Below are 26,455 nucleotides of genomic sequence, written 5' to 3' on the forward strand. Positions count from 1 at the left end.
AGCGCCCGTTCTCCTCCCGCCAGGTTTTGAACGCGTCGGCGAATTCGGGCTTGGTCTGCGGGTAAAGGCCGATGATCGGCACCCCCGCCTTCACCTGCTCGACGACGAAATCTTCATAGGCGGTCATCTCCACCGCCTCGGCCGCCACCTCGGCGGCGAGATGGTGCGGGATGACGATGACGCAATCCTCGTCGCCAACGAGGATGTCTCCCGGGAACACGGCGACATCACCGCAGCCGATCGGCACGTCAAGGTCGTAGGCCTCGTGGAGCGTCAGGTTGGTGGGGCTCGACGGGCGCGTGTGGTAGGCCGGGATGTCCAACTGGCCGATCAAGCCCGCATCGCGGAAGCCGCCATCCGTCACCACACCCGCCACGCCGCGCATCATGAGGCGCGTGACGAGGATATCGCCGGCGGAGGCGGCGCGCGCGTCCTTGCGGCTGTCCATGACCAGCACATGGCCGGGCGGGCAGGTTTCGACCGCCACCCGCTGCGGGTGGCGGGGATTGCGGAACTCGGCGAGCGTGTTGCGATCCTCGCGCGCCGGGATGTAGCGCAGGGTGAAGGCGGGCCCGACCATGTTGCGCCCTTTGGGTGCCACGGGGCGGACGCCCTGGATGACCTGGTTGCGCAGGCCGCGCTTGTAGAGCGCGGTGGCCAGCGTCGCCACCGAAACACCCATCAACTGCTCTCGGATCGTCTCATCCATCCTTCAACCCCTGTTCGGTTCTCTTCGGCCGGCGAACGCCGGTTCCCTTATTTCAGGTCGTTGGCCTTCAGAAAAGCATCCAGCCGCGCCTGCTGCGCCCCGGTCAACGGCCACGCCGACGGCGGGCGCGTCGGGCCGCAGTCGCGACCGAGCGCCATCAGGGCGGCCTTGACGCCCGTTACGTTGGTGCCATTCATCTCCTCGGCACGGATCTCCTCGAAAGCCTTCATTCCCCTTATCAGGCTGTTGGCCTCAGCATAGTCGCCCGCTTCCAGGGCGGAGTGGATCGCCAGCGAGCGCTCCGGCCAGACATTGATCAGGCCGGAGGTGAAGCCGCGCGCGCCCATGGCATAAAAGGCCGGCGCCCAGATTTCGGCGAGACCACCGACCCAGACGATGGACGGATCGCAGGCCGCCTTGGCGTCGGCCAGCTTCATGGGATTGGCGGTCGCCCATTTGACGCCCTTCACCCCCTCGACCGCGCAAAGATCGGCGATCGCCGCCGTGCCGATCGCGTCGTTGCGCAGATAGAGCATCATCGGCAGTCCGCCCGACGCGTCCGCCACCGCCTGCAGATAGTCGACGATGCCGCGTGCGGCGACGAAAGGATCCGGCGGCTGATGGACCATCAGGGCAGTGGCGCCGGCATCGGCCGATGCCCTGGCCAGCCGGCAGGCGTCGCGGACGCCCCGCCCGACCCCGCAAAGAACGGGAGCGCGGCCGCCGACCATGCCCACCACCTCGCGCGCCATAGCGCAGGCCTCGTCCGTGGTCAGCGCGTAGAACTCGCCCGTGTTGCCGTTCACCACCGGCATGTGCAGCCCCGCGCCGAGTGCGCGGTCGATGATCGGCGACAGGCGCTGCGGCGCGATCTCGCCGCTGTCGTCATAGGGCGTCACGAGAATGCCCGAGATTCCGGTCAACGCCTGATCGAGCGTCAAAGCCATGCGATCCTCCCCTCAAAAATCAATAGATGTCCGGTTCGCCCGCCGTCCGGCCGAAATCGCTTTGCAGAAAATCGAAGTCGCAGCCCTGGTCGGCCTGCGTCACGTGACGGGTGTACATGTAGCCGAAGCCGCGCTCGAAGCGCGGGCTCGGCGCCTGCCACGCAGCGCGGCGGCGCGCCAGTTCGGCCTCGTCCACCAGCATGTCGAGGCGCCGCATCGGCAGGTCCAGCCGCACGATGTCGCCGGTTCTCAAGAGGGCGAGCGGACCGCCGACGAAGCTTTCCGGCGCGACGTGCAGCACGCAGGCGCCATAGGAGGTGCCCGACATGCGCGCGTCGGAAATCCGCAGCATGTCGCGGTGGCCCTGGCGGATCAACGCCTTGGGGATCGGCAGCATGCCCCATTCGGGGAAGCCCGGCCCGCCCTGCGGCCCCGCATTGCGCAGCACCAGAACATGGTCCGGAGTGATGTCGAGGTTTTCGTCGTCGACCGCCTTCTTCATCTCCGGGTAGCTGTCGAACACCAGCGCCGGCCCTTCATGGACATGGAATTTCGGATCGCATGCCGCCGGCTTGATCACCGCGCCGTCCGGACAGAGATTGCCGTGCAGGACGGCCAGCGAGCCCTGGTGATAGACCGGGTTCGACAAGGGCCGGATCACGTCGTCATTGTAGACCTCAGCGCCCTCGAGGTTCTCACCGAGCGTCTTGCCGGTAACCGTCAGGCAGGATGTGTCGAGGCGGTCCTCGAGCTGCTTCATCAGTGCGCGCAAGCCGCCGGCATAGAAGAAGTCCTCCATGAGATAGACCTCGCCCGAGGGCCGGACATTGGCGATCAGCGGCGTCTCGCGGCCCAGCGCGTCGAGGTCGTCGAGCGTCAGCCCGACGCCGGCGCGCCGCGCCATCGCGATCAGGTGGACGACGGCATTGGTCGAGCAGCCGGTGGCCATGGCGACGATGGCGGCGTTGCGGCAGGCCGCCTCAGTGACGATCCTGTCGGGAGTGAGGTCTTCCCAGACCATCTCGACGATGCGCCGCCCGCAGGCGCCCGACATGCGCTGGTGGCCCGAATCGGTCGCCGGGATCGAGGAGGCACCGGGCAGGGTGAGGCCCATGGCGTCGGCGATCGCCGTCATGGTGGAAGCGGTGCCCATCGTCATGCACACCCCGGCCGAGCGCGCGATGCCGCCCTGGATCCCCAGCCATTCCTCGTCGGAGATGTTGCCGGCGCGGCGCTCGTCCCAGTATTTCCAGGCATCGGAGCCAGAGCCCAGGACCTTGCCCGCATAGTTGCCGCGCAACATCGGGCCGGCCGGCAGGTAGATCATCGGCACGCCGGCCGACAACGCCCCCATCACCAGGCCCGGCGTGCTCTTGTCGCAGCCGCCCATCAGCACCACGCCGTCGAGCGGGTGCGAGCGGATCGTCTCCTCGACCTCCATGGCCAGCAGGTTGCGGTAGAGCATCGAGGTCGGCTTGGTGAAGCTCTCGTCGACCGAAAGCGAGGGCAGCTCGACGGCAAAGCCGCCTGCCTGCGCGACCCCGCGCTTGACGTCCTGCGCACGCTCGCGGAAATGGGAATGGCAGGAATTGAGCTCCGACCAGGTGTTGAGCACGCCGATCACCGGCTTGCCGCGAAACTCCTCCTGCGAATAGCCGAGCTGCATCATCCGCGAGCGATGGCCGAAACTGCGCAGATCGTCGGGGCCGAACCACCGGGCGCTGCGCAATTCGTCGGGCGTTTTCCTGGTCGTCACCGCCATGGTGTCTCCTGCCGCAAGTCTGATCATTTCGATGTATGCGCTTTCATGATCGCGCGTCAACAATCAAATTGATGCGATCTCGCGGCGTCACCGGCACTTTCCATATATTGATCCAAGCAGCCTTGACAGTTCATGGAATTATGTGGTCACAAGTATGTATGCGCATTCATTGCGCGAGCGGGCATGAGAGGAATGTCCGCGCCAACCGGGTGATCGGCCGTAGCTGCGGCCCTTGGGAGGACATCATGAAACTGACCCGCCGCAACATTCTCGCAACCGCCGCTGCCGCGGTTCTGCTCGCCCAGCCGCTCGCCGCGCAGGCTCAGCAGCTGCCGCGCAACGTGCGCCTCGTGATCGGCTCGAAATCGACGGGAGGCGACACCTACCAGAACTCGGCGATCGTTGCCGAAGCCCTCTCCGAGCATCTCGGCATCAACGTCAAGGTGGATGCCGTCGGCGCCTCGGAAGCCTTCAAGATCCTCGAGAGGGACAGCCGCGGCACGACGATCATGATCTTCCACGATCAGTCCTACCTCGCCAATCTCTACGGCGTTCCCGGCTACGACGATCCGTTCGAAAAATACACCGTCGGCCCGAGCGTGGCGATCAATCCCGGCAACGCCTATCTGGTCGCCGCCGATTCGCCCTATGGTTCGATGGAGGACATCCTCAAGGCGGCGGAGAAGGGCGAGCGCATCCGCGTGGCGATCCAGCCCGGCGGCGTGTCGGAAATCGGCTTTTCGGCTTTGAAGAACGCCGCCCGCGTGCGGGCACCGGGCTCCGAGGCCAACATCGTGCCCGTCAACACCGGCTCGCAGTCGGACAAGAATCAGGCCATGTGGGATGATTTGGCCGACGTCATCAATGGCTCGATCCAGGCCAACGAGCAGTTCACCCAGTTGCCCGCCGACGACGCCAAGGCCATGCGCTTCGTGTGGATCACCGCGCGGCCCGAGACCATCGCCCAGGCGCCGGCGGAAGGGATGGGCAAGACCAGCCGCGACCAGCTGCTCGGCTTCACGAGCCCGGCGACCAGCGTGACCCTGGACGGCACATCGGACTTCACCTTCGATAAGGAATTCTTCTTCCTGTACAACAAGGACATGGATCCGGCGATCGTCGCGCAGATCGACACGGCGCTGACCGAGATTTTCGCCGCGGGCAAGATCCAGGAGCGCCAGAAGGAGGCCTTCTTCATTCCCAACTTCCTGCCTTCGCAGGAAGCCCAGGCGCATCTTTCGGCCAAGCGCGACACCTATGCCAAGGTGATCGCGGAAATCTCGGGCGACTAGAAGTAGACCCGACGCATCGGCCCGGCCGTGCTCCGGCCGGGTCTCCTGCTGTCTGCTGCGGAGGATCGCGCCATGGGTGAACTCACCCGGATCAGCATCGATTTCGAGACATCGCATCTGGTCTTCCCGGCCATCATCGCCATAGGTCTCGGCCTTCTGGGTCTCGCCATCGCGATCCGCGACCGCCGGCAGATCCTCGCTGCCGGCGCCTATTGGCGCGATGTCTTCGGCAAGGCCGACAAACCGCGCTTCTTCGGCACGATCGGGCTCACGCTGATCTATTTTGTCCTGATGGAGCCGGTCGGCCGGCTCTGGCCCAACACGGGGCTGGGCTTCCTGATCTGCTCGGTGCCCTATGTCCTCCTGACCGGGCTGCTGTTCATGCGCGAGCGCACGCCCGCCGCGGCGCTGCCCGTTGCGGTGACCGCGGTGGTGGCGCCGGCCTTCGTCTGGTGGCTGTTCACCTATCCCTTCTTCCTCACCCTTCCGTGACTGCCGCAATGTTCGAGATCATCTCCCCCCTCTTCCTGTCGCTAATCGTCGGCGGCACGCTCATCGGCATCATCTTCGGTGCGATCCCCGGCATGACGGCGACCATGGCGGTGGCGATCTGCCTGCCGCTGACCTATTCGCTGGGCCTCGAAAACGGGCTTGCCCTGCTGCTCGGGCTCTATGTGGGCGGCATTTCAGGCGGGCTCGTGCCAGCCATCCTGCTCGGCATTCCCGGCACGCCGAGCTCGATCACCACCACCTTCGACGGCTATCCGATGGCACAGCGCGGGGAGGGGGAGAAGGCGCTGCGCATCGGGGTCGTCTCGTCGCTGATCGGCGGCCTGATCAGCCTCCTGGCGCTCTTCCTGTTCGCGCCGGCGCTGGCCGACTTCGCGATCAAGTTCTCCTATGTCGAGAAATTCCTGATCATCCTGTTCGCACTGACGGTGATGGCGGCGCTGTCGTCCGACATGCTGCTGGGCATCTTCTCGGGTTTCCTCGGCATCTTCATCAGCCTGATCGGCGCCTATGACGTCGAGCGTGGCGGCAACGGCGCCCTGCGCCTCGTGCCGCCGGGCACCGAATACTGGCTGGAAAGCGGCTTCTCGCTGCTTCCAGTCCTGATCGGCGTCTTCGGTCTCGCCGCGATCCTCGAGGAAGCCGAGAACGGCGTCGGCCTGACGCGCACCGCCTCCAGCCTGAAGATCGGCAAGGGTTCGGGCTTTTCCTTTTCGGTCTTCAGGGGCCAGATCGGCAATCTGATCCGCTCGTCCTCCATCGGCACCTTCGTCGGCATCCTGCCGGGCGTCGGCGGCTCGGCGGCGTCCATCCTCGCCTATTCGAACGCCAAGACCTTCTCGAAGACGCCCGAACGCTTCGGCAAGGGAGAGCCGGCCGGCATCATCGCCTCCGAATCCGGCAACAACGGCTTGACGGGCGGCGCGCTCGTGCCACTCCTGTCGCTGGGCATTCCCGGCGACTCCACCACGGCGCTGCTGATCGGCGCCTTCACGCTGCAGGGCATCCAGGTCGGGCCGCTCTTCATCGGCGACCATCCCGACACCTGGAACGCGATGATCCTGGCGATGGTCATCTCCAACATCGCGATGTTCGCCATGATGTATTTCGCGATCCGCTATTTCGCGCTCGTGGTGACGATTCCCAAGCACGTGCTCTATCCGATCATCCTGATGATGTGCGTGATCGGCGCCTACACGATCAACTATGGTGTCATGTTCGACGTCTGGACGCTGCTGATCTTCGGCCTGTTCGGCTGGCTGGCGACCAAGATCCGGCTTGAGATCGCGCCGTTCATCATCGGATTCATCCTCGGGCCGTCGGCCGAGATCTACTTCGTGAAGAGCCTCGAGTCCTTCGGCGATCTCACCATCTTCTTCACCAAGAGCTGGATTGCGATGGTGCTCTGGGGCCTCGTGCTCGCGTCCCTGGTGGGGTCGATCACCATGGCCCGGAAGCGCAAGGCTCAAGTGGATCTGCAGACAAGCCGCGGCACCGCACCCTGACGCTTGCATCGGCCGCACCGCCGAACAATTATGCCGACAATGGACGCAGACAACACAGACAAGACCGGCCCGAAAGCCGCACGCAAAAGCCATTCGCGCAGCGTCACGATGAAAGCGGTGGGCCGTCTTGCCGGCGTCTCCCAGGTCACCGTGTCGCGGGCGCTGAGCGATCCGTCGAAAGTGTCGCCCGAGACGCTGGCGAAGATCCGCGAGGCGATCAAGGTGACCGGCTTCGTTCCCAATGCGCTTGCCGGCGCGTTGGCCTCGAACCGGAGCAAGCTGATCTCGGCGCTGGTCCCCTCGATCACCAACATCGTCTATGCGGCGATGGTCAAGTCGTTCAGCGACGAGATGCGCGGGCACGGCTACGAGATCCTGCTTTCGGAAACGGGTTTTGCGCCGCAGGAAGAGCAGAAGCTGATCGCCGCCCACCTCTCGCGCCGCCCGGATGCCGTCCTCTTGACCGGCATCAACCACTCGGCCGAGGCGCGCAAGATGCTGCTCGGCGCGGACATCCCGGTGATCGAGCTGTGGGACATCACGGACAGCCCCATCGATCTCTGCGTGGGTTTTTCGCATGTCGAGACGGCCCGCGCCGTGGCCGATTTCGCCCATGAGGCCGGATACCGGCGTGCCGGCACGATAACGGCCGGCGACGAGCGCGCGCTGCGCCGCAAGAGCGCCTTCACCGAGCGCTTCGCGAAGCTGACGGGATCAAAGGTGCTCGCCTACGACGTGAAGGGCCCCGCCAGCATCGAGGGCGGACGCCGGGGCCTTGCCGACCTGATCGACCATCAGGGCTTCGAATCCGGCGTGGTCTTCTGCAGTTCCGATCTGATGGCCCACGGGGCGGTGGTGGAGGCGCATGTGCGCGGCATCCGCATCCCCCAGGAGATCGCCATCATCGGCTTCGGCGACCAGGATTTCGCCCGGCACATACAGCCGGCGCTGACCACGGTGCGCATCGATCGCGAAGCGCTCGGCCGCAAGGCGGCGGAAGCCCTGCTGGCGAGGCTCGAAGCCACGGGAACGCCCGAGAACGTCATCGATCTGGGCTTCGAGATCATCCGAAGGGACTCCGCATAGGGTCTCTCCGGTTCGGCCTGGATCACATCGCGCGGGAAATGGAGGCCGGCGCGTTACGGCCGACCGCGGGTCTCGATGCGCATGTCGACGATCAGCTTCTCGCGCTCGGCAAGCGCCTTCACCGCCGCGTCGCCCATCACACGTGCGACCAGGTTGAGCAGGCCTTCGGCGAAGACGATATAGGCTGCCATGCTGTTGCTGAAGAAGCTGCTGGCATGCGGCACGAAGAAGGCGTGGCGCGAGGGAGCGACCAGCGGCGAGGCCCGCATGTCGGTGATCGCCACCACGTCGAGCCCGCGCGCGGCGGCGGCTTCGGCGACATCCACCACGTTCCGCGTATAAGGCTCGCAGCTCGCCACGACGACGACATCGCCGCCGCTGAGCTGGGAAAGCGCTTCCGCCTCGCCAAGCCGTGGCGCATCGAGAAGCGCGACGTCGCTGCGCAGCATGCCGAGGCCATAGGTGAGGAAGCTGGCGAAGGCGTGGAACTGGCGCACGCCGTGCACCCGCACGCGCGGCGCCCCGGCGAGCAGCGAGGCCGCCTCGTGCAGCGCCCCGGCGTCGAGCTGCCCCATGAAACCGTCGACATTGGCCGCCGTCTCGCGGGCCAGCCGCTCGAAGACGCCGACCTCCTCGACGCCCGTCGGCACCGTCGACAGCAGGCGGCCGGCCTGGCGGCTGTAGAAATAGCGCTCGTCGTCGGCGATCTCGGCGCGGAAGACGCTCTGGAAATCGCTGAAGCCGGCGAAGCCCAGCTTCTTGGCCAGGCGCGTCAGCGTGGAGGCGTTGACCGACAGCAGCTCGCCAAGCTCGGAGATGGTGCGGACCGCCGCCCGCTCCGGCGCGTCGACCAGCTTGGCCAGCGCATCCAGCGCCTTGTCCCCCAGGAGGATGTCGCTCTGCTGCCGGCGGATCGACACGACGAGGTCCCGCAATTCGTCGATGCTGCGGGGCGGCCGGCTCGCTGTCATGATCGTCGTGCTGTCCTTGCTGATGGTTATCCGCTTGCCGCCATGTCCAGCCGGACGAGCCCGTCGAACGCATGGCGCGGGGCCTGGCCGCAACCATCATAGACACGCCATCGAAGCTTGTCTGCACCGACCTCGAAGACGGCCGTGGCGAGCGTGTTCTCGTGATCCGGGTCGTCGGGCTGCCGGCGGTAGATCGGCAGGTCGGGGCGCTTGGTGTCCCACAGTAGCGAGAGGGGCGCCTGCGGCTCCCCGGTTGCGGCGCCGACGATCTCCTCGCCGCGCTCCTGCCTCGCCCGCGAGGAGGCGGTGACGATCTGCGCCTCGCTCGCCGTCCCGGCGTGCACCAGGTGGTTGGCGTGGCACTGCGGCTCGGACACGGTCAGGACCGAGCAGGCCGAATGCGTGAACTCGACGCTGACCAGGCGGCCGTCGCCGGCCTGTGCGAGGGTCGAGTGGAAGGCGCCGGCGCGCTTTGCGCCGGCGATCGTCCCGACCGCCTCGTCGATGTCGGCGCAGTCGAGCACCGCCCGTGTCAGCACCATGCGCGGCAGGCCACCGCCCGTGCGGCGCGAGCGGATGTTGTTGACGGTCTGCACGAGTCCCGCCTCGTTGGCGGCGAAAGTGTGCCCGGGAAGCGAGCAGGGATAGACGAAGGCGACGAACGGGCGCCCGCCGGCCGCGCGGACCGAGGCCAGCACGCAATGCGCCGCCAGCCGCGGGTCACCGTCCTCATTGTGCCCCAGCACAGATGTCCGCCCCGGCAGCTGGATCGTGGTGCAGCCATCCGGCGCCATCGCCCACACATCGCCGCGGCAGTTCCAGGTGAAGACGTCGTCGAAGGGCAGGCCCAGCCCCTCGGCAAGGCCGTGCAATTCCTGCCAGTAGCGCGGATACAGGGTCTCCACCAGCGCCCTCGCCTCGGCAATCCGCGGATCGTGCCGGAACGCCATGACGCTCGCCCAGGCATGGGAGCGCGTCAGATATCCGTTGACGATGGCGGCGCCGTGGCGCCCCAGCGCCAACCCCACCTCCCGGGGCGTTCCTTCGATCTCGATGAACGACAGGCGCGGACGGGTCTCAGTGAACATGCTGGAGGAACTCTCGCAGTCTCGGATTTTCCGGGTTCGCCAGCAGGGCGGCGGGGTCGCCGTCGACGGAGATCTTGCCGTTCTCCATGAAGATCAGCCGCGTGCCGACCTGCCGGGCAAAGGCCATTTCATGGGTCACGACGATCATCGTCATGCCTTCCTCCGCCAGCGAGCGCATGACGCGCAAAACCTCCTGGCGAAGCTCGGGATCGAGCGCCGAGGTCGGTTCGTCGAACAGCATCAGCTTGGGCTTCACCGCCAGCGCGCGGGCGATGGCGACGCGCTGCTGCTGGCCGCCGGACAGCTCGGCCGGATAGTGGTGGCCACGGTCGGCGAGCCCGACCTTGCCGAGCAGCTCCCGCGCCTGCTCCAATGCCTCGGCGCGGCTTGTCCCGCGCACATGGCGCGGGCCGAAGGCAACATTGTCGAGCGCCGTCATCTGCGGAAACAGGTTGAACTGCTGGAACACCATGCCGGCCTCCTGGCGGATGAGCCGCACCCTGGCGCGTCCTTCCCTGACGCTGATGCCGTCGACCACGAGATCGCCACCGTTGATCTCCTCGAGGGCGTTGATGCAGCGCAGCAGGGTCGACTTGCCGGATCCGGACGGTCCGATCAGCACGACCACCTCGGCGTCTTCGACGCTAAGATCCACCTCGTCGAGCACGACGACATTGCCGAAGGTCTTGGTGACCTTGCGAAACTCCACGATGCTCATAGGATCCGCATCCTCTTCTCGGTCAGCCGCAGGAGAAACGTCAGCGTGCCGGTCATGATCAGGTACAGCACGGCGACGGCCGTCCAGATCTCGACGGCGCGGAAATTGGCCGCCATGATCTCCTGCCCCTGGCGCGTCAGCTCACCGACGCCGATGACGATGAACAGCGAGGTGTCCTTCAGGCTGACGATGAACTGGTTGCCGAGCGGCGGGATCATGCGCCGGAAGGCGACCGGGCCGATGATGTAGACGAGCACCTTCCACATGGGCAGGCCGAGGGCGAGGCCGGCCTCCCTCAGGCCCTTGTGGACGGACAGAAACGAGCCGCGCACGATCTCGGCGATGTAGGCGCCGGCATTGATGACGATGGCGGTGACGGCCGCGGTCATGGGGTTGACGCGGATGTCGGCCATGACCGGCAGCGCGAAGTAGATGAACATCACCTGCACGACGATCGGCGTCCCGCGGATGATCTCGACATAGGCGAAGGCGATGCCGTTCAGAAGGCGGTTTCCGTAGGCTCGCATGAGCCCCGTGACCAAGCCGACGATCAGGCCGCCGATCAAACCGGCCAGCGCAATCAGAACCGTCAGCCTCGCGCCGCCGAGCAGCGCCGGCAGCGCGCCGACGATCACAGACCATTCGAATTCCATGATGGGCTCCCTGGAGCAGGATGCAGGCGGGCGGGCCGATGTCGGGCCTGCCCGCTTTCCCCGATCAGTTGCTCGGTTCGGCGCCGAACCACTTCTTGTAGATGGTGTTGTAGCGGCCGTCGGCCTTCAGCCTGGCGAGCGAGGCGTTGACCTTGGCCACCAGCTCGCTGCCCTTCGGGAAGCCGATGCCATACTGATGGGCCATCATCTGCTTGCCGACGGCCTTCACCTTGCCGCCGCCGGCGGTCGCCACGTAATAGAGCACGTTCGGCGTGTCGTGCATGGCCGCGTCGACGCGGCCCGTCTGCAGCTCCAGATAAGCGTTGTCGATGTTGGGGAACTGGCGCAGCTCCGTCTCCTTGAAGTTCTCCTTGGCGTAATCGGTCGCCGAGGTGCCGGTCTTGACCGCCAGCGTCTTGCCCTTCAGGTCGTCGGCGCTCTCGACCGCGCTGTCGGCCGGCACCATCAGCAGAAAGCCGCTGTCATAGTAGCCGTCGGAGAAATCGATCACCTTCTTGCGCTCGTCCTTGATCGTGATGCCGGCGAGCGCCACGTCGACCTGCCCGGTCTGCAGGGCGGGGATGATGCCGTTGAAGTCCATCGGCTGCAGCGTGTAGGCCAGGCCGAGATCCTGGGCGATCGCATCCCACAGATCGATGTCGAAGCCCACATATTTGTCGCCTTCCTTGAACTCGAACGGAACGAACGCGGTGTCGGTCGCCACCACGAGGTCGTCGGCCATTGCCGGCTGGAAGAGCACGGAAGAGGCCGCGACGGCGGCGAAAAGCATGGTGCGGAGTTTCATCTTCATTCCCCTGTTCTTGTCTTGAGAGCGCAGATCGAGCTGCCTCTTGATGCAAATATAGAATGCTTTTTTAAATTTGTCGCCTTTAAAATTTGCATCGCTTTCGCTGCGCAAATCTCGCCGGCGCCCGCCGTCGGCCTTCAGGCCAGCATTATGCTGTCGGCGAGAGACCGGGCGGACAGGCCCGGCGGATGCCGCAACGGCGGCAGGAGGCATCAGAGGATTGAAAGGAAGAAGGATTTGGTGGAGCCAAGGGGAGTCGAACCCCTGACCTCTTGAATGCCATTCAAGCGCTCTCCCAACTGAGCTATGGCCCCACACTCCGGTGATCGCACCGGTCGCCGTCTCCGGCGAAGAGGTCCGGAAGGCCCGCTGGGCCAACCGTGTGAGCGGCTTCTAGACTCGCCCGTAAGGAAGATCAAGCCCGTTTTTCACCTTCGCGCCACCTTGTGGCCCAGGCCGGGGAGATCCTCCCGAAAATCGTTGCTCTCAACGATCCTCGTCGTCGTCGCCGACGCCGATGAAGTCCTTCACGTCGTCGCCGTCATCGTCCTCGTCGTCTTCGAGGAAGGTCGCGTCGTCATCTTCGTCGCCGAGATCGACATCGTCGTCGTCGTCGCCAAGGTCGGGAAGGTCGCCCTTGTCACCGGTCGAGGTCTCCTCGTCCGCGTCCTCCAGGGACACGATCTCCGGCGCATCGTCCTCGCCATCCAGCTCCTTGTCCTCGACTTCCTCTTCCTCCTCCATGGAGGTGTCGCCCACGGCGTCGAAATAGCTGCGCGGATAGGAGTGGCCCGTATAGGGCGATACGATCGGATCCTTGTTCAGATCGTAGAACTTGCGGCCCGTTTCCGGGCAGATGCGTTTTGTTCCGAGTTGCGGTTTAGCCACCTTGCTGCCTCATCGTCTTGCGGTCGGCCCGGCCTGCGACGGCTCATCGCGGCGGGCATCCTCAGCGCTCTTTGCCTTTTTGAAATTTTCGTCCCCTTAGCGGCAAGCCGCGCACCTGTCAAAGCATAAAGAAGCGCACCCGCTTCTTTAGAAACCGGACGGCGGCGATCCGTCAACCGGGGGATGACCCGTTATCTCCATCATGCTAGAGCCTGCGCGGAAAATCTCCGATCCTGCGGCCTCCCCGCGGGCCGGATCGTCATCGTCGAGGACCGCAAGATGCACCATCCGCAGTCGCGCCCGCTCAGGGCCACGAAATCCCCCGCCCTGTCCGGCCGCGTCCGTGTTCCGGGCGACAAGTCGATTTCGCACCGGTCCTTGATGTTCGGCGGGCTGGCCGCCGGCGAAACCCGCATCACCGGCCTGCTCGAGGGCGAGGACGTGCTGCGCACGGGCGAGGCGATGCGCGCCATGGGCGCGCTGATCGAACGGCGCGGCGGCGAATGGTTGGTTACCGGCACGGGCAACGGCGCGCTGCTGGAGCCGAGGGAGCCGCTCGATTTCGGCAATGCCGGCACCGGCGTGCGGCTGACCATGGGGCTGGTCGGCTCCTACGACATGACGACGCGCTTCGTCGGCGACGCCTCGCTGTCGAAGCGGCCCATGGGGCGCGTGCTCGAACCGCTGAAGGAGATGGGCCTGCAGGTCGTCTCCGCCGAACCGGGCGACCGTCTGCCGATCACACTGCGTGGGCCCAGGCACGCGGCGCCGATCACCTATCGCGTGCCGATGCCGTCCGCCCAGGTCAAGTCGGCCGTCCTTCTGGCGGCGCTCAACACGCCGGGCGTCACCACCGTCATCGAGCCCGTGCCGACGCGCGACCATACGGAGAAGATGCTGGCCGGCTTCGGCGCCGCGCTTGAGGTCGAGACCGACGCCGAGGGCGTGCGCCATATCCGCATCGAAGGCCAGCCGAGGCTCGTCGGCCAGACCATCGCCGTGCCGGGTGACCCCTCCTCCGCCGCCTTTCCACTCGTGGCGGCGCTGATCGTGCCGGGCTCCGACCTCGTCATCGAGAACATGCTGATGAATCCGACGCGCACCGGGCTGGTCGCCACCCTCCTGGAGATGGGCGCCGACATCACCATTCTCGAGCGGCGCAACGAGGGCGGCGAGGATGTCGCGGACCTGCACGTGCGCAGCTCCGACTTGAAGGGCGTCACGGTGCCGGCCGAGCGGGCGCCGTCGATGATCGACGAGTATCCGGTGCTTGCCGTGGCCGCCGCCTTTTCCGAGGGCGAGACCCGCATGGAGGGCCTGGAGGAGCTGCGCGTCAAGGAATCGGACCGGCTGTCGGCGGTGGCCAACGGACTGAAGATCAACGGCGTCGACTGCGTCGAGGGCGAGGCTTCGCTGTCCGTCACCGGCCGCCCCGGCGGCAAGGGGCTGGGCGGCGGCACGGTGGAAACCCATCTCGACCATCGCATCGCCATGAGCTTCCTCGTCATGGGGCTGGCGGCGGAGAAACCGGTGACCATCGACGACCAGGCGATGATCGCCACCAGCTTTCCCGATTTCACCGGGCTGATGCAGGGCCTGGGGGCGCAGTTCGGCTGAACGCAACGTTTTTTGGAAGGAGACAATGATGGCCACCGAGAAAGTCGCAATGATCGTCGCCGGCGGCAGCGGCATGGGCGCCGGCGCCGCCCGCAAGCTCGCCGCCAACGGCTACCGGGTGGCTATCCTCTCCTCCTCCGGCAGGGGCGAGACGCTGGCTGCCGAGCTCGGCGGGCTCGGCTTCACCGGCTCCAATCGATCGCCGGACGATCTCAAGCGCTTCGCCGATCTGACGATGGAGCGCTACGGCCGCATCGACGCGCTGGTCAACGGTGCCGGCCATGGGCCGAAAGGCGACGTTCTGGAGATCTCCGACGAGGAGTGGCAGACGGGCATGGAGTTCTACCTGCTCAACGTGGTGCGCACGGCGCGGCTCGTCACGCCGATCATGCAGGCGCAGAAATCGGGCTCCATCGTCAACATCTCCACCTATGCGACCTTCGAGCCGGAAGCGGCCTTTCCGACCTCGGGCGTGTTCCGAGCCGGGCTTGCCGCCTTCACCAAGCTCTTCGCCGACAAATACGCGGCCGACAACATCCGCATGAACAACGTGCTGCCGGGCTTCATCGATTCCCTGCCGGAGAAGGAGGATCGCCGCGCCCGCATCCCCATGGGCCGCTACGGCCGTGTCGAGGAGGTCTCGGAGCTGGTCCTCTTCCTGGCCGGCGATAAATCGAGCTATGTGACGGGCCAGAACATCCGCATCGACGGCGGCATCACCCGTTCGGTGTGACAGGGATGACAAGGCACCTCACCATCGCCATCGACGGACCCGCCGCTTCCGGCAAGGGAACGCTGGCCCGCCGGCTCGCCGCCCATTACGGGCTGCGCCATCTCGATACCGGCCTCACCTATCGCGGCGTCGCCAAGGCGCTTCTCGATGCCGGCCTGCCGCTCGACAACGAAGGGACGGCCGAGAAGGCGGCACGCGCGCTCGACCTCGCCACGCTCGACCGCAGCGTCCTGTCCGCCCATGGCGTCGCCGAAGCGGCCTCGAAGGTGGCGGTCATGCCGGCCGTCCGCGAGGTGCTGGTCGACAAGCAGCGCGCCTTTGCCGCCGCGCCGCCCGGCGCCGTGCTCGACGGGCGTGACATCGGCACGGTCGTCTGCCCGGATGCGATGGTGAAGCTCTATGTCATCGCCTCGCCGGAGGTGCGTGCCACGCGCCGCTGGCGCGAGATCGAGGCAGGCGGCGGGACCGCCGACTATGCCGGAATCCTAGCCGACATCAAGCGCCGCGACGCGCGCGACACGGAACGCGCGGCAAGTCCGCTCAGGCCCGCCGAAGACGCGCACTTGCTCGACACGAGCGAAATGGATATAGAGACGGCGTTCCGCGCGGCTCGCGCCATCATCGATGGCAAGCTCGGCCTGCGGAGCGAAGACTGAAGAACCGCCTGCCCGCATTCTCATGCGCCGGATTTGCCGCCTCGGCGGCCATAGAGCGATCCGCTCGGATGCCGGGTGAGGTGAAACGCAACACGAACCACCGGCGCCGCCCCGCACTGAGACAAGGGGCATTTCAGGAGCATCAATGTCAGAACTCAATCCGTCTCGCGAAGATTTCGCGAGCCTTCTCGAAGAATCCTTTACCGAACGCGACGCCGCCGAAGGCGCCGTCGTCAAGGGAATCGTGACCGCCATCGAAAAGGACATGGCGATCATCGACGTCGGCCTGAAGGTCGAGGGCCGCGTGCCGCTGAAGGAATTCGGCGCCAAGGGCAAGGACAGCGAGCTGAAGGTCGGCGACGAAGTCGAGGTCTATGTCGAGCGCATCGAGAACGCGCTGGGCGAGGCCATGCTGAGCCGCGAAAAGGCACGCCGCGAGGAAAGCTGGGTCAAGCTCGAAGAGAAGTTCGCCAAGGGCGAGCGCGTCGAGGGCTTCATCTTCAACCAGGTCAAGGGCGGCTTCACCGTCGATCTGGACGGCGCCGTGGCCTTCCTGCCGCGTTCGCAGGTGGACATCCGTCCGATCCGCGACGTCACGCCGCTCATGCACACCCCGCAGCCCTTCGAAATCCTCAAGATGGACAAGCGCCGCGGCAACATCGTCGTCTCGCGCCGCACGGTTCTCGAAGAGAGCCGCGCCGAGCAGCGTTCGGAGATCGTCCAGAACCTCGAAGAGGGGCAGGTGGTCGAGGGCGTGGTCAAGAACATCACCGACTACGGTGCGTTCGTCGACCTCGGCGGCATCGACGGCCTGCTGCACGTCACCGACATGGCATGGCGCCGCGTCAACCATCCGACCGAGATCCTCAACATCGGTCAGACGGTCAAGGTGCAGATCATCCGCATCAACCAGGAAACGCACCGCATCTCGCTGGGCATGAAGCAGCTCGAGGCCGATCCGTGGGACGGCATCGGCGGCAAGTACCCGCTCGGCAAGAAGGTCCTGGGCCGCGTCACCAACATCACCGACTACGGCGCCTTCGTGGAGCTGGAGCCGGGCATCGAAGGCCTCATCCACGTCTCCGAGATGAGCTGGACCAAGAAGAACGTCCATCCCGGCAAGATCCTCTCCACGACGCAGGAAGTCGAAGTGGTGGTGCTCGAGGTGGACCCGGTCAAGCGCCGCATCTCGCTCGGCCTCAAGCAGACGCTGGAGAACCCGTGGGAAGCCTTCGCGCGCAACCACCAGGTCGGCTCGGTGGTCGAGGGCGAGGTCAAGAACAAGACCGAGTTCGGCCTGTTCATCGGCCTCGATGGCGATGTGGACGGCATGGTCCATCTCTCCGATCTCGACTGGAACCGTCCGGGCGAGCAGGTGATCGAGGAGTACAACCGCGGCGACGTGGTTCAGGCGCAGGTTCTCGACGTCGACGTCGAGAAGGAGCGCATCTCGCTCGGCATCAAGCAGCTCGGCCGTGACGCCATCGGCGAGGCCGCGGCCTCGGGCGACCTGCGCAAGGGTGCCGTCGTCACCTGCGAAGTCACCGGCGTCAAGGACGGCGGTCTCGAGGTGAAGCTGGTCGACCACGACGTCGAAACCTTCATCAAGCGTTCCGACCTGTCGCGCGACCGCGACGAGCAGCGCCCCGAGCGCTTCTCGGTCGGCCAGAAGGTGGACGCCCGCGTCACCCAGTTCGACAAGAAGACGCGCCGCATCTCCGTCTCCATCAAGGCGCTGGAAATCGCCGAGGAGAAGGAAGCGGTGGCCCAGTACGGCTCGACCGACTCCGGCGCCTCGCTCGGCGACATCCTCGGCGCCGCGCTGAAGAAGCAGGGCGGCGAATAAGCTTTCGGCCAGGCCGAAACGAAGAAACCCGCCGGATCGCTCCGGCGGGTTTTTTATTGGGAGGATGCGAACCAGAGAGAATGCGCTCGTGACTGACCGCTCCTTTCGCCGCCGCAGGCCTTACGCGTCGTCGTCCGGATCATCGACCTCGCAGCCGATCCCGTGGCAGCCCTGGTAATTGCCTTCCGTATCGAAATTGGGATTGCCCTCGCGGTCGAATTGCGGCCGCTCGTCGATGGTCTGATCGCCGGCATCGGGATCATCGACCAAGCAGCCAACGCCATGGCAACCATCATAGCCATCATCGGTCGTGCAGCCGGCCACCGCCAGCAATGCAGAAAGCAAAGTCGCGTATAGCGCATGTTTCAATGCTCTTCCTCCTTCACTTGGTTCTGCTGCTTGTCGCCTACTTGAGCTGCCCGTCGCCGGACCTGTCGGCGGCCTGGAAATCCTTCATCACCTGATCCATGAATTCCCGCCGGCTGAGATTGCCGTCACCGTTCGCATCCGTGGCGGCAAGCTGGTCGGGCGATAAGATCGTCGACACTTCGCTCTGAGCCAGAACGCCGTCGCCATTGGCGTCCAGTCGGGAAAAGGCCGATGTCATGAACGTCTGGTACTCGGCCTGGCTCACCGTGCCATCCTTGTTTCCGTCGACCTGATCAAGGTGCCCCTCACTCAGGCTCGCGCCCTGCTGTTGGGCGGCGGCGGCGTTCACGCCGATCAGAAGTGCCAAGGTGGCGCCGCAAAGCATGTGTTTCATGGCCCTGTCTCCCTCTCCTAACGGCATGCCAGGCGATTGCCGAGATAGCCGCCGCCGCCGATGCCGACGGCCTCGGCCAGAACGGTGCCGCTGCCGCCACCGATCGTGCTGCCGATCAACCCTCCGACGATCGCACCGCCGACGGTTCCGGCGATGCAGCCGAACTCGTGATTGCGTGCCTGAACCTGCGGGTCCGAGCTGGCCTGGCAGCCTGCCAGCAGCGCGGCAGCCGCAACTGCGCCGATTGTGTGCCGTTTCATGTGTCCCTCCGATTTCTCGACCGAATCCATCGCGTGACAATCAGCGACAGGTATCTTCGGAGCCACAGAAAAGACAAAAACGAACTTGGTTCATAGATGGGGAATCATCACGATTTAATATATTCGATTGCAAAAGTAATGGTGCATTCAATTCGTGAGATTTTGGAACGGTGTGAGATTAACTATTTTCCAGAGACTCGAAGACTTCCGATCTCTATCGCTTCTCAGCGACATCAACTGCCAAATGTTTCCGATGAGGCATCCCCTCAGGGGCATGAATGCGGAAAGCAATGAGGCATCCTTGTGGAGAGCATTCCGCAAGGATGAAAGCGGGGCTTGCCGCCCTCGATGTCGCTGGCCTATGCGGCGGGCTGCCCGCCCTTCACCAATGCGGCGGCTTGGTCACCGGCACATCGGGCGCGGTCTGTTCTTCCAGCGCCAGGAAGCGCTCCGTCAGGCGGTCGAGCTTGCGGCGCAGTTCCTCCATCTCGCGCCATTGCCGCGTCACCTCGGCAGAAAGCTCCTCGATTATCTTTTCCTGCTCGGCGGCCAGCATTTCGAGCGCCGTCAGCCTGTCCTCGTCCATGCTCGAAAAATCTCCGGTTGCGCCTGTTGCGCAGTGATGCCTGCGCTTTTCTCGCTGCCGAAAATTGACAAGTCCACCCCCTTTTGTCGAGAGTGTTTCGGGCTATAGCTTTTGCCTCGCGCCAGCGGTTGGCACGCAAGGCCCTGCATGATAGTTCATTGACCAAAAGGTCAAAAACGGGGAAGCGGGCCGCCGATGGCGCACACGGCAATCGAGCTCAACGGCATCAGCAAGAGCTTCGGAGCGGTTCACGCCAACCGCAACATCGATCTGAAGATCACGGCCGGGACGATCCACGGCATCATCGGCGAAAACGGGGCCGGCAAGTCGACCCTGATGTCGATCCTCTACGGCTTCTACCAGGCCGACAGCGGCCGCATCCAGGTGGCCGGCAAGCCGGCGTCCATCAAGACGCCGAGCGCCGCCATCGCGCTCGGCATCGGCATGGTGCACCAGCACTTCATGCTGGTGGAGAATTTCACCGTGCTCGAGAACGTCATGCTGGGCGCGGAGGGCGAGGCGCTGCTCAACACCTCGATCGCCAAGGCGCGCGACGAGCTCGAGCGGCTGGAGCGCGATTACGGGCTCGAGGTCGATCCCGACGCGCTCATCGAAGACCTTCCCGTCGGCCTGCAGCAGCGGGTCGAGATCCTCAAGGCGCTCTATCGCGGCGCCGACATCCTGATCCTCGACGAGCCCACCGGCGTGCTCACCCCGGCCGAGGCCGACCACCTGTTCCGCATCCTCCGGCAGCTCAAGGAGGAGGGCAAGACCGTCATCCTCATCACGCACAAGCTGCGCGAGATCATGGCGATCACCGACAATGTCTCCGTCATGCGCCAGGGCGCCATGGTGGCGACGCGCAAGACGGCCGAGACCACGGTCGAGGAACTGGCCGAGCTGATGGTCGGCCGCCACGTGCTCCTGCGCGTCGAGAAGGGCGAGGGCCGGGCCGGCGACGTGATGCTTTCGGTGAAGAACCTCACCGTGAAGGATTCACGCGGCGTCACCATGGTCGACGACGTCTCCTTCGACGTGCGGGCGGGCGAGATCGTCGGCATCGCCGGCGTCGCCGGCAACGGCCAGTCGCAGCTTCTGGAGGCGATCACCGGCGTGCGCCAGGCCGTCTCCGGCACCGTCACGCTGGACGGCACGCCGGTCGAGCTCACCGGCGAGGCCGACCCGGTGGACCTGCGCAAGCGCGGCATGGCCCATGTGCCGGAAGACCGCCACCATGTCGGCCTCGTCCTGCCCTTCGAGGAAAACGAGAACGCCATGCTCGGCTATCACTGGCAGGACAAATACCTGAAGGGGCCCCTCCTCGACATCGAGGCGATCCGCGACGATGCGCGCAGGAAGATCGAGAAATACGACATCCGCCCCGCCGACTGCCGGCTGAAGACCGCCAATTTCTCCGGCGGCAACCAGCAGAAGATCGTGCTGGCGCGGGAAATGGAGCAGGATCCCAAGGTGCTGATCGTCGGCCAGCCGACGCGCGGCGTCGATGTGGGCGCCATCGAATTCATCCACAGGCGGCTGATCGACATGCGCGACCAGGGCAAGGCGGTGCTTCTGGTGTCCGTCGAACTCGACGAGATCCGCTCGCTGTCGGACCGCATCCTGGTGATGTTCGCGGGCCGCGTGGTCGGCGAGCGCGGTCCCGAAGCCACCGAGGGCGAGCTCGGCCTGCTGATGGCCGGCGTCGAGAAGAAGGAGGCGGCCGAATGAGCGCGCCCTATGCGAAACTTCCCGCCTGGGCCGATTACGGGCTGATCCCGCTCATCAACCTTGCCGTCGCCTTCCTGGTCGCCGGACTGGTGGTGATGCTGGTCGGCGAGAACCCCATCCGCGCCGCCGCCATCCTCGTCGAGGGGGCGCTCGGGCGCGGCCAGAACATCGCCTACACGCTCTACTACGCGACGAGCTTCATCTTCACCGGCCTCGCCGTCGCCGTCGCCTTCCACTGCAGCCTGTTCAACATCGGCGGCGAGGGACAGGCCTATGTCGGCGGGCTGGGCGTCGCCCTGGTCTGCCTCGCCTTCGACAGCGTGCTGCCCTGGTGGCTGGTGTTCCCCCTGGCGATCGCCGGTGCGGCGCTGTTCGGGGCCGCCTGGGCCTTCATTCCGGCCTATTTCCAGGCCAAGCGCGGCTCGCACATCGTCATCACGACGATCATGTTCAACTTCATCGCCGCCAGCCTGATGGTCTATCTATTGGTCAACGTGCTGAAGCCGGCCGGCAGCCAGGCGCCGCAAACGCGCACGTTCCTGGAAGGCGGACAGTTGCCGAAGCTCAACTTCGTGCTGGAAGCGCTCGGCTTTTCCGTGCGCTCGGCGCCCTTCAACCTTTCCTTCCTGCTGGCGCTCCTCGCCGCCTTCCTGGTCTGGGTGCTCATCTGGCGCACCAGGCTCGGCTACGAGATCCGCATGCGCGGCTTCAGCCCCAAGGCGGCGCGCTATGCCGGCGTCAGCGAGACGAAGATCATCATCATCGCCATGCTCATTTCGGGGGCGCTGGCCGGCATGATGGCGCTCAACCCGGTCATGGGCGACCAGAACCGGCTGCAGATGGATTTCGTCACCGGGGCGGGCTTCGTCGGCATCGCCGTGGCGCTGATGGGCCGCTCGCATCCGGCAGGCATCGTGCCGGCGGCGATTCTGTTCGGCATGCTCTACCAGGGCGGCGCCGAGCTCGCTTTCGAGATGCCCAACATCTCGCGCGACATGATCGTCATCATCCAGGGGCTCGTCATCCTCTTCGCAGGCGCGCTCGAGAACATGTTCAGGCCCAGCGTGCAGGCCCTGTTCGCCAGCCTCAGCCCGCAAGCCGCCGGCGTCGAGGCGCGCCAGGGGGAGGGCGGCTGAGATGGACTTCTTCACCACGCTCATCCTGGTCCTCGATTCCACCGTACGGCTCAGCGTGCCGCTGCTGCTCGCCGCCCTCGCCGGCCTCTATTCGGAGCGGTCGGGTGTGTTCGACATCGGGCTGGAAGGCAAGATGCTGGCCGGCGCCTTCGCCGCCGGGGCGGCGGCCGCCGTCACCGGTTCCGCCTGGGCGGGGCTGGGGGCCGCGGTGCTGGTCTCCGTGTTCCTCGCCCTCGTGCACGGCTTCGCCTCGATCACCCATCGCGGCAACCAGATCGTCTCCGGCGTCGCCATCAACTTCATCGCCGCCGGCGCCACCATCATCCTCGGCCAGGCCTGGTTCCGCCAGGGCGGGCGCACGCCCTCGCTGCCCGGCGATGCGCGCTTCGGCGCGCTCCACCTGCCCTTCGCAGACACCCTGCGCGACGTGCCGTTCCTCGGGCCGATCTATGCGGAGCTGATTTCCGGCCACTCACTTCTCGTCTACCTCGCCTTCCTGTTCGTCCCCTTCACCTGGTGGGTGCTGTTCCGCACGCGCTTCGGCCTGCGCCTGCGGGCCGTCGGCGAGAACCCGGCTGCCGTCGACACCGCCGGCATCTCGGTCTCCTGGCTGCGCTATCGCGCCGTCATGTGCACCGGTCTTCTCACCGGCCTGGCCGGCACCTACCTGTCGCTGGCCCAGAACGCCGGCTTCGTGAAGGACATGACCGCGGGGCGCGGCTTCATTGCCCTGGCGGCGCTGATCTTCGCCAAATGGCGTCCCGTGCCGGTCATGTTCGCCTGCCTGCTGTTCGGCTTCCTCGATGCCTTCGCCATCCGCATCCAGGGAACGCCCCTTCCGCTCATCGGCCAGGTGCCGGTGCAGCTTATGCAGGCGCTGCCCTATATCCTGACCGTGGTGCTGCTGGCCGGCTTCATCGGCAAGGCCATTCCCCCGCGCGCCGGCGGCGTGCCCTATGTGAAGGAGCGGTGATGAGCGCCGAAGACCTGTTTTCCGCAGCCAAGACGGCGATGCAGCGGGCCTACGCCCCCTATTCGCGCTTTCCCGTGGGGGCGGCGGTGAAGACCGAGGCCGGCACCGTGCACGCCGGCTGCAACATCGAGAACGCCTCCTATCCCGAGGGCTGGTGCGCCGAGACGACGGCGCTCGGCCATCTGGTGATGGCCGGCGGCGGCAAGGTGACCGAGATCGCCGTGGTGGCGGAGAAGATGCCGAAGATCATGCCCTGCGGCGGCTGCCGCCAGCGTCTCGCCGAGTTCGCCGCCGACGGGGCGGTGCTGCATCTGTGCGATCTTGACGGCGTCGTCGAGACCGTGCCCTTCTCCGCCGTCTTCCCGCGCGGCTTCGCCCTGGAGAGCGGCAAATGAAGGAGGCGGTGGACCACTTAACAGAGCGCCTCGAGGGGCTTGCCCCGCGGCTCGGCCTGGTGCTCGGCTCCGGCCTCGGCAGGCTGGTGGACGCGGTGGAGAACCCGGTGCGCATTCCCTATGGTGACCTGCCCGGGTTTCCGCCGAGCGGCGTCACCGGCCACGCAGGCGAGATCGTCGCGGGGCTTCTGGCCGGCACGCCGGTCATCATGCTGGCGGGACGCTCGCATTACTACGAGCACGGCGATCCGGCTGCGATGCGCCCGGCCATCGAGACCTTATGGGGCATCGGCGTGACGACCCTGATCCTGACCAACGCGGCGGGATCGCTACGCGTCGACATGCCGCCCGGCTCCGTGATGATGATCGACGACCACATCAATTTCTCCGGCGCCAACCCGCTCATCGGCGAGCCGAGCGACCGACGTTTCGTCGGCATGAGCGAGGCCTACGATACGGAGCTGTGCGCGGCCATCGCCAGGGCCGCCGAGCAGGCCGGCGAGACCTTGCACCGGGGCGTCTATATGTGGTTCTCCGGTCCCACCTTCGAGACTCCCGCCGAGATCCGGATGGCGCGGGTGCTGGGTGCCGATGCGGTCGGCATGTCGACCGTGCCGGAGGTGATCCTGGCGCGCTATCTCGGCCTTCGGGTGGCGGCCTGCTCTGTCATCACCAATCTCGGCGCCGGGATGAGCGCCGGGGAGCTGTCGCACCAGGAGACCAAGGACATGGCGCCGATCGGCGGCGCGCGCCTGGAGCGGATCCTCGGCCGGCTCTGCGCCGACGGGCTGCCGGAAGGCTGAGCGCTTGATGCTGCCGCAGGAAATCATTCGCCGGAAACGCGACGGCCAGCCCCTGTCGGAAGCAGAGATCGCCGATTTCGTCGACGGCCTGGCGCACGGCACCTGGAGCGAAGGGCAGATCGCCGCGCTCGCCATGGCGATGTTCCTCAACGGCATGACCGCCGGCGAGGGCGCGGCGCTGACACGCGCCATGCGCGATTCCGGCAAGGTCCTCGACTGGTCGGACCTTCCCGGCCCCGTTACCGACAAGCACTCCACGGGCGGCGTCGGCGACAACGTCTCGCTGATGCTGGCGCCCATCGTGGCGGCTTGCGGCGCCTTCGTGCCGATGATCTCGGGGCGCGGCCTCGGCCATACGGGCGGCACGCTCGACAAGATGGATTCGATCCCCGGCTATACGAGCCAGCCCGACGACCGGCTGTTTGCAAGGACCGTGCGCGAGGTGGGCTGCGCCATCATCGGCCAGACGGCCGACCTGGCGCCCGCCGACAAGCGCTTCTATGCCGTTCGCGACGTGACGGGCACGGTGGAATCGGTGCCGCTGATCACCGCGTCGATCCTGTCGAAGAAGCTCGCCGCCGGCCTGTCCTCGCTCGTGCTCGACGTCAAATCCGGCAATGGCGCCTTCATGGCGAGCGGCCGCGACGCACGCAGCCTGGCCACCAATCTGGTCACGGTCGCCCGAAGTGCCGGCCTGCCGGCGACGGCGCTGATCACCGACATGAACGAGCCGCTGGCCTCCGCCTGCGGCAATGCGGTGGAGGTGCTCAACGCCGTGGATTTCCTGACCGGTCGCCGGCGTGACCGGCGGCTCGAGGAGGTCACCCTGGCGCTGGCCGCCGAGATGCTGCTTGCCTCCCGCATTGCCGGCTCTCCACGCGAAGCGCTCGACCGCGCCGGCGAGGCGCTCGGCAGCGGGCGCGCCGCGGAGCTGTTCGGCCGCATGGTGAGTGCGCTCGGCGGCCCGGCCGATTTCGTCGAAAACGCCCGAAAGCATCTGTCGGCCGCCGAGACGATCGTGCCCGTCGAGGCCCCGCGCGACGGGTTCGTCGGCAGCATCGAGACGCGCGCCCTCGGTGTCGCCGTCATCGAGCTGGGCGGCGGCCGACGCAAGCCGGAGGATGCCATCGACCATGCGGTGGGCCTCACCGGCTGCCTGTCCATCGGCACAGAGCTGCGCCGCGGCCAGCCGCTGGCGATGGTTCACGCGCGCAGCGAGAGCGATGCGAGGCAGGCGATCGCCGCGGTGATCGCAGCTTACCGCATCGCCGACGAGAAGCCGCGTGCGCGCAAGAGCATCCTGCGCCGGGTTGCCGGTGATACGTAAACGCTATTGTTCGAGCACCAGCGCACCGCCTTCCACATGATAGCGGGACAGGCGCTTCAGGAAGCTCATGCCGATCAGCACCCCGTCGAGCGCGCGATCGTCGAGCACCGCCGCCTCCACATCCTCGACGTGGATGCGGCCGATCTGCAGCGTCCCGATCCGCACCGCTGCCGCCCTGGTCTTGCCGTTGGCGGTGCTGACCTCGTATTTGAAGTCGTTCGGCGCAAGCTGCAGGCCGATCCGGCGGGCGAGCGAGCTGTTGATGGCGATGAAGGTCGCACCGGTATCGACCAGTGCGGAGACTTCCCGCCCGTTGAGCTTGAAGCGGCCCATGTAGTGGCCGCGGGCATCGGCGGCGATCCGTACTTTCCTGCCGAGCAACACCGACGTCTCGCCCTTGAACTCCAGGCGGCTCGCCGAGACGCGCGTCGGCTGGGGCCGGTCCTGTCCGGGCGTATCGTTGCTGAGGACCAACCGTATCAGTTCGTGAAACCGATCGGAATTGGTCTGGTAAACCGCCGGTACGGCCCCCGCCGAGCCGACCGCAATTCCCAGAAAGATCAACTTGCGCAACATGCCCGCCACCCAACAACCGTTGGGGTAAGCATAAGCACGCGGGACGGTCTTTGCCTTAACGGAGAAACGCGATGCGCCGGGATGGTTAAGCGAGCGTTACACGAAGCGCAGCCTCTTCG

The 26,455-nt window shown here is 66.0% G+C and carries 28 protein-coding genes and 1 tRNA gene; 14 read left to right on the forward strand and 15 right to left on the reverse strand.

Annotation, left to right across the window (positions count from 1 at the left end):
• The 3 genes from NUU27_RS09110 to araD all read right to left on the reverse strand — a co-directional run.
• On the reverse strand, window positions 1-709 hold a 709-nt coding region (locus tag NUU27_RS09110; protein WP_257761781.1), incomplete at its 3' end, for a ribonuclease activity regulator RraA.
• A gap of 47 nt (window positions 710-756) precedes the next feature.
• Window positions 757-1,656: a dihydrodipicolinate synthase family protein gene (locus tag NUU27_RS09115; protein WP_257761782.1), complete on the reverse strand. Its 900-nt coding sequence runs from the start codon at window positions 1,654-1,656 to the stop codon at window positions 757-759.
• 19 nt (window positions 1,657-1,675) lie between these two features.
• Window positions 1,676-3,418, reverse strand: a complete 1,743-nt coding sequence (araD, locus tag NUU27_RS09120) for an L-arabinonate dehydratase (protein ID WP_257761783.1) — start codon at window positions 3,416-3,418, stop codon at window positions 1,676-1,678.
• A gap of 245 nt (window positions 3,419-3,663) precedes the next feature.
• Between araD and NUU27_RS09125 the strand changes: the two genes are divergently transcribed.
• The 4 genes from NUU27_RS09125 to NUU27_RS09140 all read left to right on the forward strand — a co-directional run bounded on the left by NUU27_RS09125 (window position 3,664) and on the right by NUU27_RS09140 (window position 7,811).
• Window positions 3,664-4,710, forward strand: a complete 1,047-nt coding sequence (locus tag NUU27_RS09125; RefSeq protein WP_257761784.1) for an ABC transporter substrate-binding protein — start codon at window positions 3,664-3,666, stop codon at window positions 4,708-4,710.
• A gap of 72 nt (window positions 4,711-4,782) precedes the next feature.
• A complete protein-coding gene (locus tag NUU27_RS09130) occupies window positions 4,783-5,202 on the forward strand; it encodes a tripartite tricarboxylate transporter TctB family protein (RefSeq protein ID WP_257761785.1) in 420 nt (139 codons plus the stop codon).
• 8 nt (window positions 5,203-5,210) lie between these two features.
• Entirely contained in the window at window positions 5,211-6,725 is a 1,515-nt protein-coding gene (locus NUU27_RS09135; protein ID WP_257761786.1) for a tripartite tricarboxylate transporter permease, read from the forward strand.
• A 39-nt stretch (window positions 6,726-6,764) separates the two neighbouring features.
• Complete coding sequence (locus NUU27_RS09140; RefSeq protein ID WP_257761787.1) at window positions 6,765-7,811, forward strand: LacI family DNA-binding transcriptional regulator; 1,047 nt, start codon at window positions 6,765-6,767, stop codon at window positions 7,809-7,811.
• Between the two features lie 53 nt (window positions 7,812-7,864).
• Here NUU27_RS09140 and NUU27_RS09145 read toward each other — a convergent pair whose 3' ends face one another.
• The 7 genes from NUU27_RS09145 to NUU27_RS09175 form a co-directional block, all read right to left on the reverse strand.
• Entirely contained in the window at window positions 7,865-8,782 is a 918-nt protein-coding gene (locus NUU27_RS09145; RefSeq protein WP_257761788.1) for a MurR/RpiR family transcriptional regulator, read from the reverse strand.
• A gap of 26 nt (window positions 8,783-8,808) precedes the next feature.
• Window positions 8,809-9,870 carry a C45 family peptidase gene (locus tag NUU27_RS09150; protein ID WP_257761789.1) on the reverse strand — a complete coding sequence of 354 codons (1,062 nt, stop codon included), beginning with the start codon at window positions 9,868-9,870 and terminating at the stop codon, window positions 8,809-8,811.
• A complete protein-coding gene (gene glnQ / locus NUU27_RS09155) occupies window positions 9,860-10,588 on the reverse strand; it encodes a glutamine ABC transporter ATP-binding protein GlnQ (protein WP_257761790.1) in 729 nt (242 codons plus the stop codon). Before glnQ ends, NUU27_RS09150 begins: the two co-directional genes overlap by 11 nt.
• Window positions 10,585-11,241 (reverse strand): glutamine ABC transporter permease GlnP, encoded by a 657-nt coding sequence (glnP, locus tag NUU27_RS09160; protein WP_257761791.1) that lies wholly within the window; start codon window positions 11,239-11,241, stop codon window positions 10,585-10,587. Before glnP ends, glnQ begins: the two co-directional genes overlap by 4 nt.
• Window positions 11,242-11,305: 64 nt before the next feature.
• The gene (glnH, locus tag NUU27_RS09165; RefSeq protein ID WP_257761792.1) at window positions 11,306-12,046 is read right to left on the reverse strand and encodes a glutamine ABC transporter substrate-binding protein GlnH; all 741 of its coding nucleotides are present in this window, start codon (window positions 12,044-12,046) and stop codon (window positions 11,306-11,308) included.
• 241 nt (window positions 12,047-12,287) lie between these two features.
• A tRNA-Ala gene (locus NUU27_RS09170) sits at window positions 12,288-12,363 on the reverse strand.
• 172 nt (window positions 12,364-12,535) lie between these two features.
• A complete protein-coding gene (locus NUU27_RS09175; RefSeq protein ID WP_257761793.1) occupies window positions 12,536-12,937 on the reverse strand; it encodes a TIGR02300 family protein in 402 nt (133 codons plus the stop codon).
• Window positions 12,938-13,216: 279 nt separating this feature from the next.
• Between NUU27_RS09175 and aroA the strand changes: the two genes are divergently transcribed.
• The 4 genes from aroA to rpsA all read left to right on the forward strand — a co-directional run bounded on the left by aroA (window position 13,217) and on the right by rpsA (window position 17,789).
• The gene (aroA, locus tag NUU27_RS09180) at window positions 13,217-14,554 is read left to right on the forward strand and encodes a 3-phosphoshikimate 1-carboxyvinyltransferase (protein WP_257761794.1); all 1,338 of its coding nucleotides are present in this window, start codon (window positions 13,217-13,219) and stop codon (window positions 14,552-14,554) included.
• Window positions 14,555-14,582: 28 nt separating this feature from the next.
• Window positions 14,583-15,287, forward strand: coding sequence for an SDR family oxidoreductase (locus tag NUU27_RS09185; RefSeq protein ID WP_257761795.1), 705 nt, complete (start codon window positions 14,583-14,585; stop codon window positions 15,285-15,287).
• A gap of 5 nt (window positions 15,288-15,292) precedes the next feature.
• Entirely contained in the window at window positions 15,293-15,943 is a 651-nt protein-coding gene (cmk, locus tag NUU27_RS09190; RefSeq protein ID WP_257761796.1) for a (d)CMP kinase, read from the forward strand.
• Window positions 15,944-16,088: 145 nt separating this feature from the next.
• Window positions 16,089-17,789 (forward strand): 30S ribosomal protein S1, encoded by a 1,701-nt coding sequence (rpsA, locus tag NUU27_RS09195; protein ID WP_257761797.1) that lies wholly within the window; start codon window positions 16,089-16,091, stop codon window positions 17,787-17,789.
• A 120-nt stretch (window positions 17,790-17,909) separates the two neighbouring features.
• Here rpsA and NUU27_RS09200 read toward each other — a convergent pair whose 3' ends face one another.
• From NUU27_RS09200 to NUU27_RS09215, 4 genes are all read right to left on the reverse strand, one after another.
• Window positions 17,910-18,158, reverse strand: a complete 249-nt coding sequence (locus tag NUU27_RS09200; protein ID WP_257761798.1) for a hypothetical protein — start codon at window positions 18,156-18,158, stop codon at window positions 17,910-17,912.
• Between the two features lie 37 nt (window positions 18,159-18,195).
• The gene (locus NUU27_RS09205) at window positions 18,196-18,552 is read right to left on the reverse strand and encodes an EF-hand domain-containing protein (protein WP_257761799.1); all 357 of its coding nucleotides are present in this window, start codon (window positions 18,550-18,552) and stop codon (window positions 18,196-18,198) included.
• A gap of 17 nt (window positions 18,553-18,569) precedes the next feature.
• Window positions 18,570-18,812, reverse strand: a complete 243-nt coding sequence (locus tag NUU27_RS09210; protein WP_257761800.1) for a hypothetical protein — start codon at window positions 18,810-18,812, stop codon at window positions 18,570-18,572.
• Window positions 18,813-19,194: 382 nt separating this feature from the next.
• Window positions 19,195-19,398, reverse strand: coding sequence for a SlyX family protein (locus NUU27_RS09215; RefSeq protein ID WP_257761801.1), 204 nt, complete (start codon window positions 19,396-19,398; stop codon window positions 19,195-19,197).
• Between the two features lie 195 nt (window positions 19,399-19,593).
• On the opposite strand from NUU27_RS09215, the gene NUU27_RS09220 reads away from it, so the two are divergent.
• From NUU27_RS09220 to deoA, 6 genes are read left to right on the forward strand one after another with little or no spacing between them, the layout of a single operon-like run.
• Window positions 19,594-21,126, forward strand: a complete 1,533-nt coding sequence (locus NUU27_RS09220; protein ID WP_257761802.1) for an ABC transporter ATP-binding protein — start codon at window positions 19,594-19,596, stop codon at window positions 21,124-21,126.
• Window positions 21,123-22,262 carry an ABC transporter permease gene (locus NUU27_RS09225; RefSeq protein WP_257761803.1) on the forward strand — a complete coding sequence of 380 codons (1,140 nt, stop codon included), beginning with the start codon at window positions 21,123-21,125 and terminating at the stop codon, window positions 22,260-22,262. Before NUU27_RS09220 ends, NUU27_RS09225 begins: the two co-directional genes overlap by 4 nt.
• Window position 22,263: 1 nt before the next feature.
• The gene (locus NUU27_RS09230) at window positions 22,264-23,235 is read left to right on the forward strand and encodes an ABC transporter permease (protein ID WP_257761804.1); all 972 of its coding nucleotides are present in this window, start codon (window positions 22,264-22,266) and stop codon (window positions 23,233-23,235) included.
• Entirely contained in the window at window positions 23,235-23,630 is a 396-nt protein-coding gene (locus tag NUU27_RS09235) for a cytidine deaminase (protein WP_257761805.1), read from the forward strand. Before NUU27_RS09230 ends, NUU27_RS09235 begins: the two co-directional genes overlap by 1 nt.
• Window positions 23,627-24,433: a purine-nucleoside phosphorylase gene (locus NUU27_RS09240; RefSeq protein WP_257761806.1), complete on the forward strand. Its 807-nt coding sequence runs from the start codon at window positions 23,627-23,629 to the stop codon at window positions 24,431-24,433. Before NUU27_RS09235 ends, NUU27_RS09240 begins: the two co-directional genes overlap by 4 nt.
• A gap of 7 nt (window positions 24,434-24,440) precedes the next feature.
• Window positions 24,441-25,760: a thymidine phosphorylase gene (gene deoA / locus NUU27_RS09245; protein WP_257761807.1), complete on the forward strand. Its 1,320-nt coding sequence runs from the start codon at window positions 24,441-24,443 to the stop codon at window positions 25,758-25,760.
• Between the two features lie 3 nt (window positions 25,761-25,763).
• On the opposite strand, the gene NUU27_RS09250 is transcribed toward deoA, so the two are convergent.
• Window positions 25,764-26,336 carry a TIGR02281 family clan AA aspartic protease gene (locus NUU27_RS09250; protein ID WP_257761808.1) on the reverse strand — a complete coding sequence of 191 codons (573 nt, stop codon included), beginning with the start codon at window positions 26,334-26,336 and terminating at the stop codon, window positions 25,764-25,766.
• Window positions 26,337-26,455: the final 119 nt, after the last annotated feature.

Origin of the sequence: Nitratireductor sp. ZSWI3, from assembly GCF_024655565.1 — a bacterium.
In the GTDB taxonomy this organism is placed as follows: domain Bacteria; phylum Pseudomonadota; class Alphaproteobacteria; order Rhizobiales; family Rhizobiaceae; genus Nitratireductor.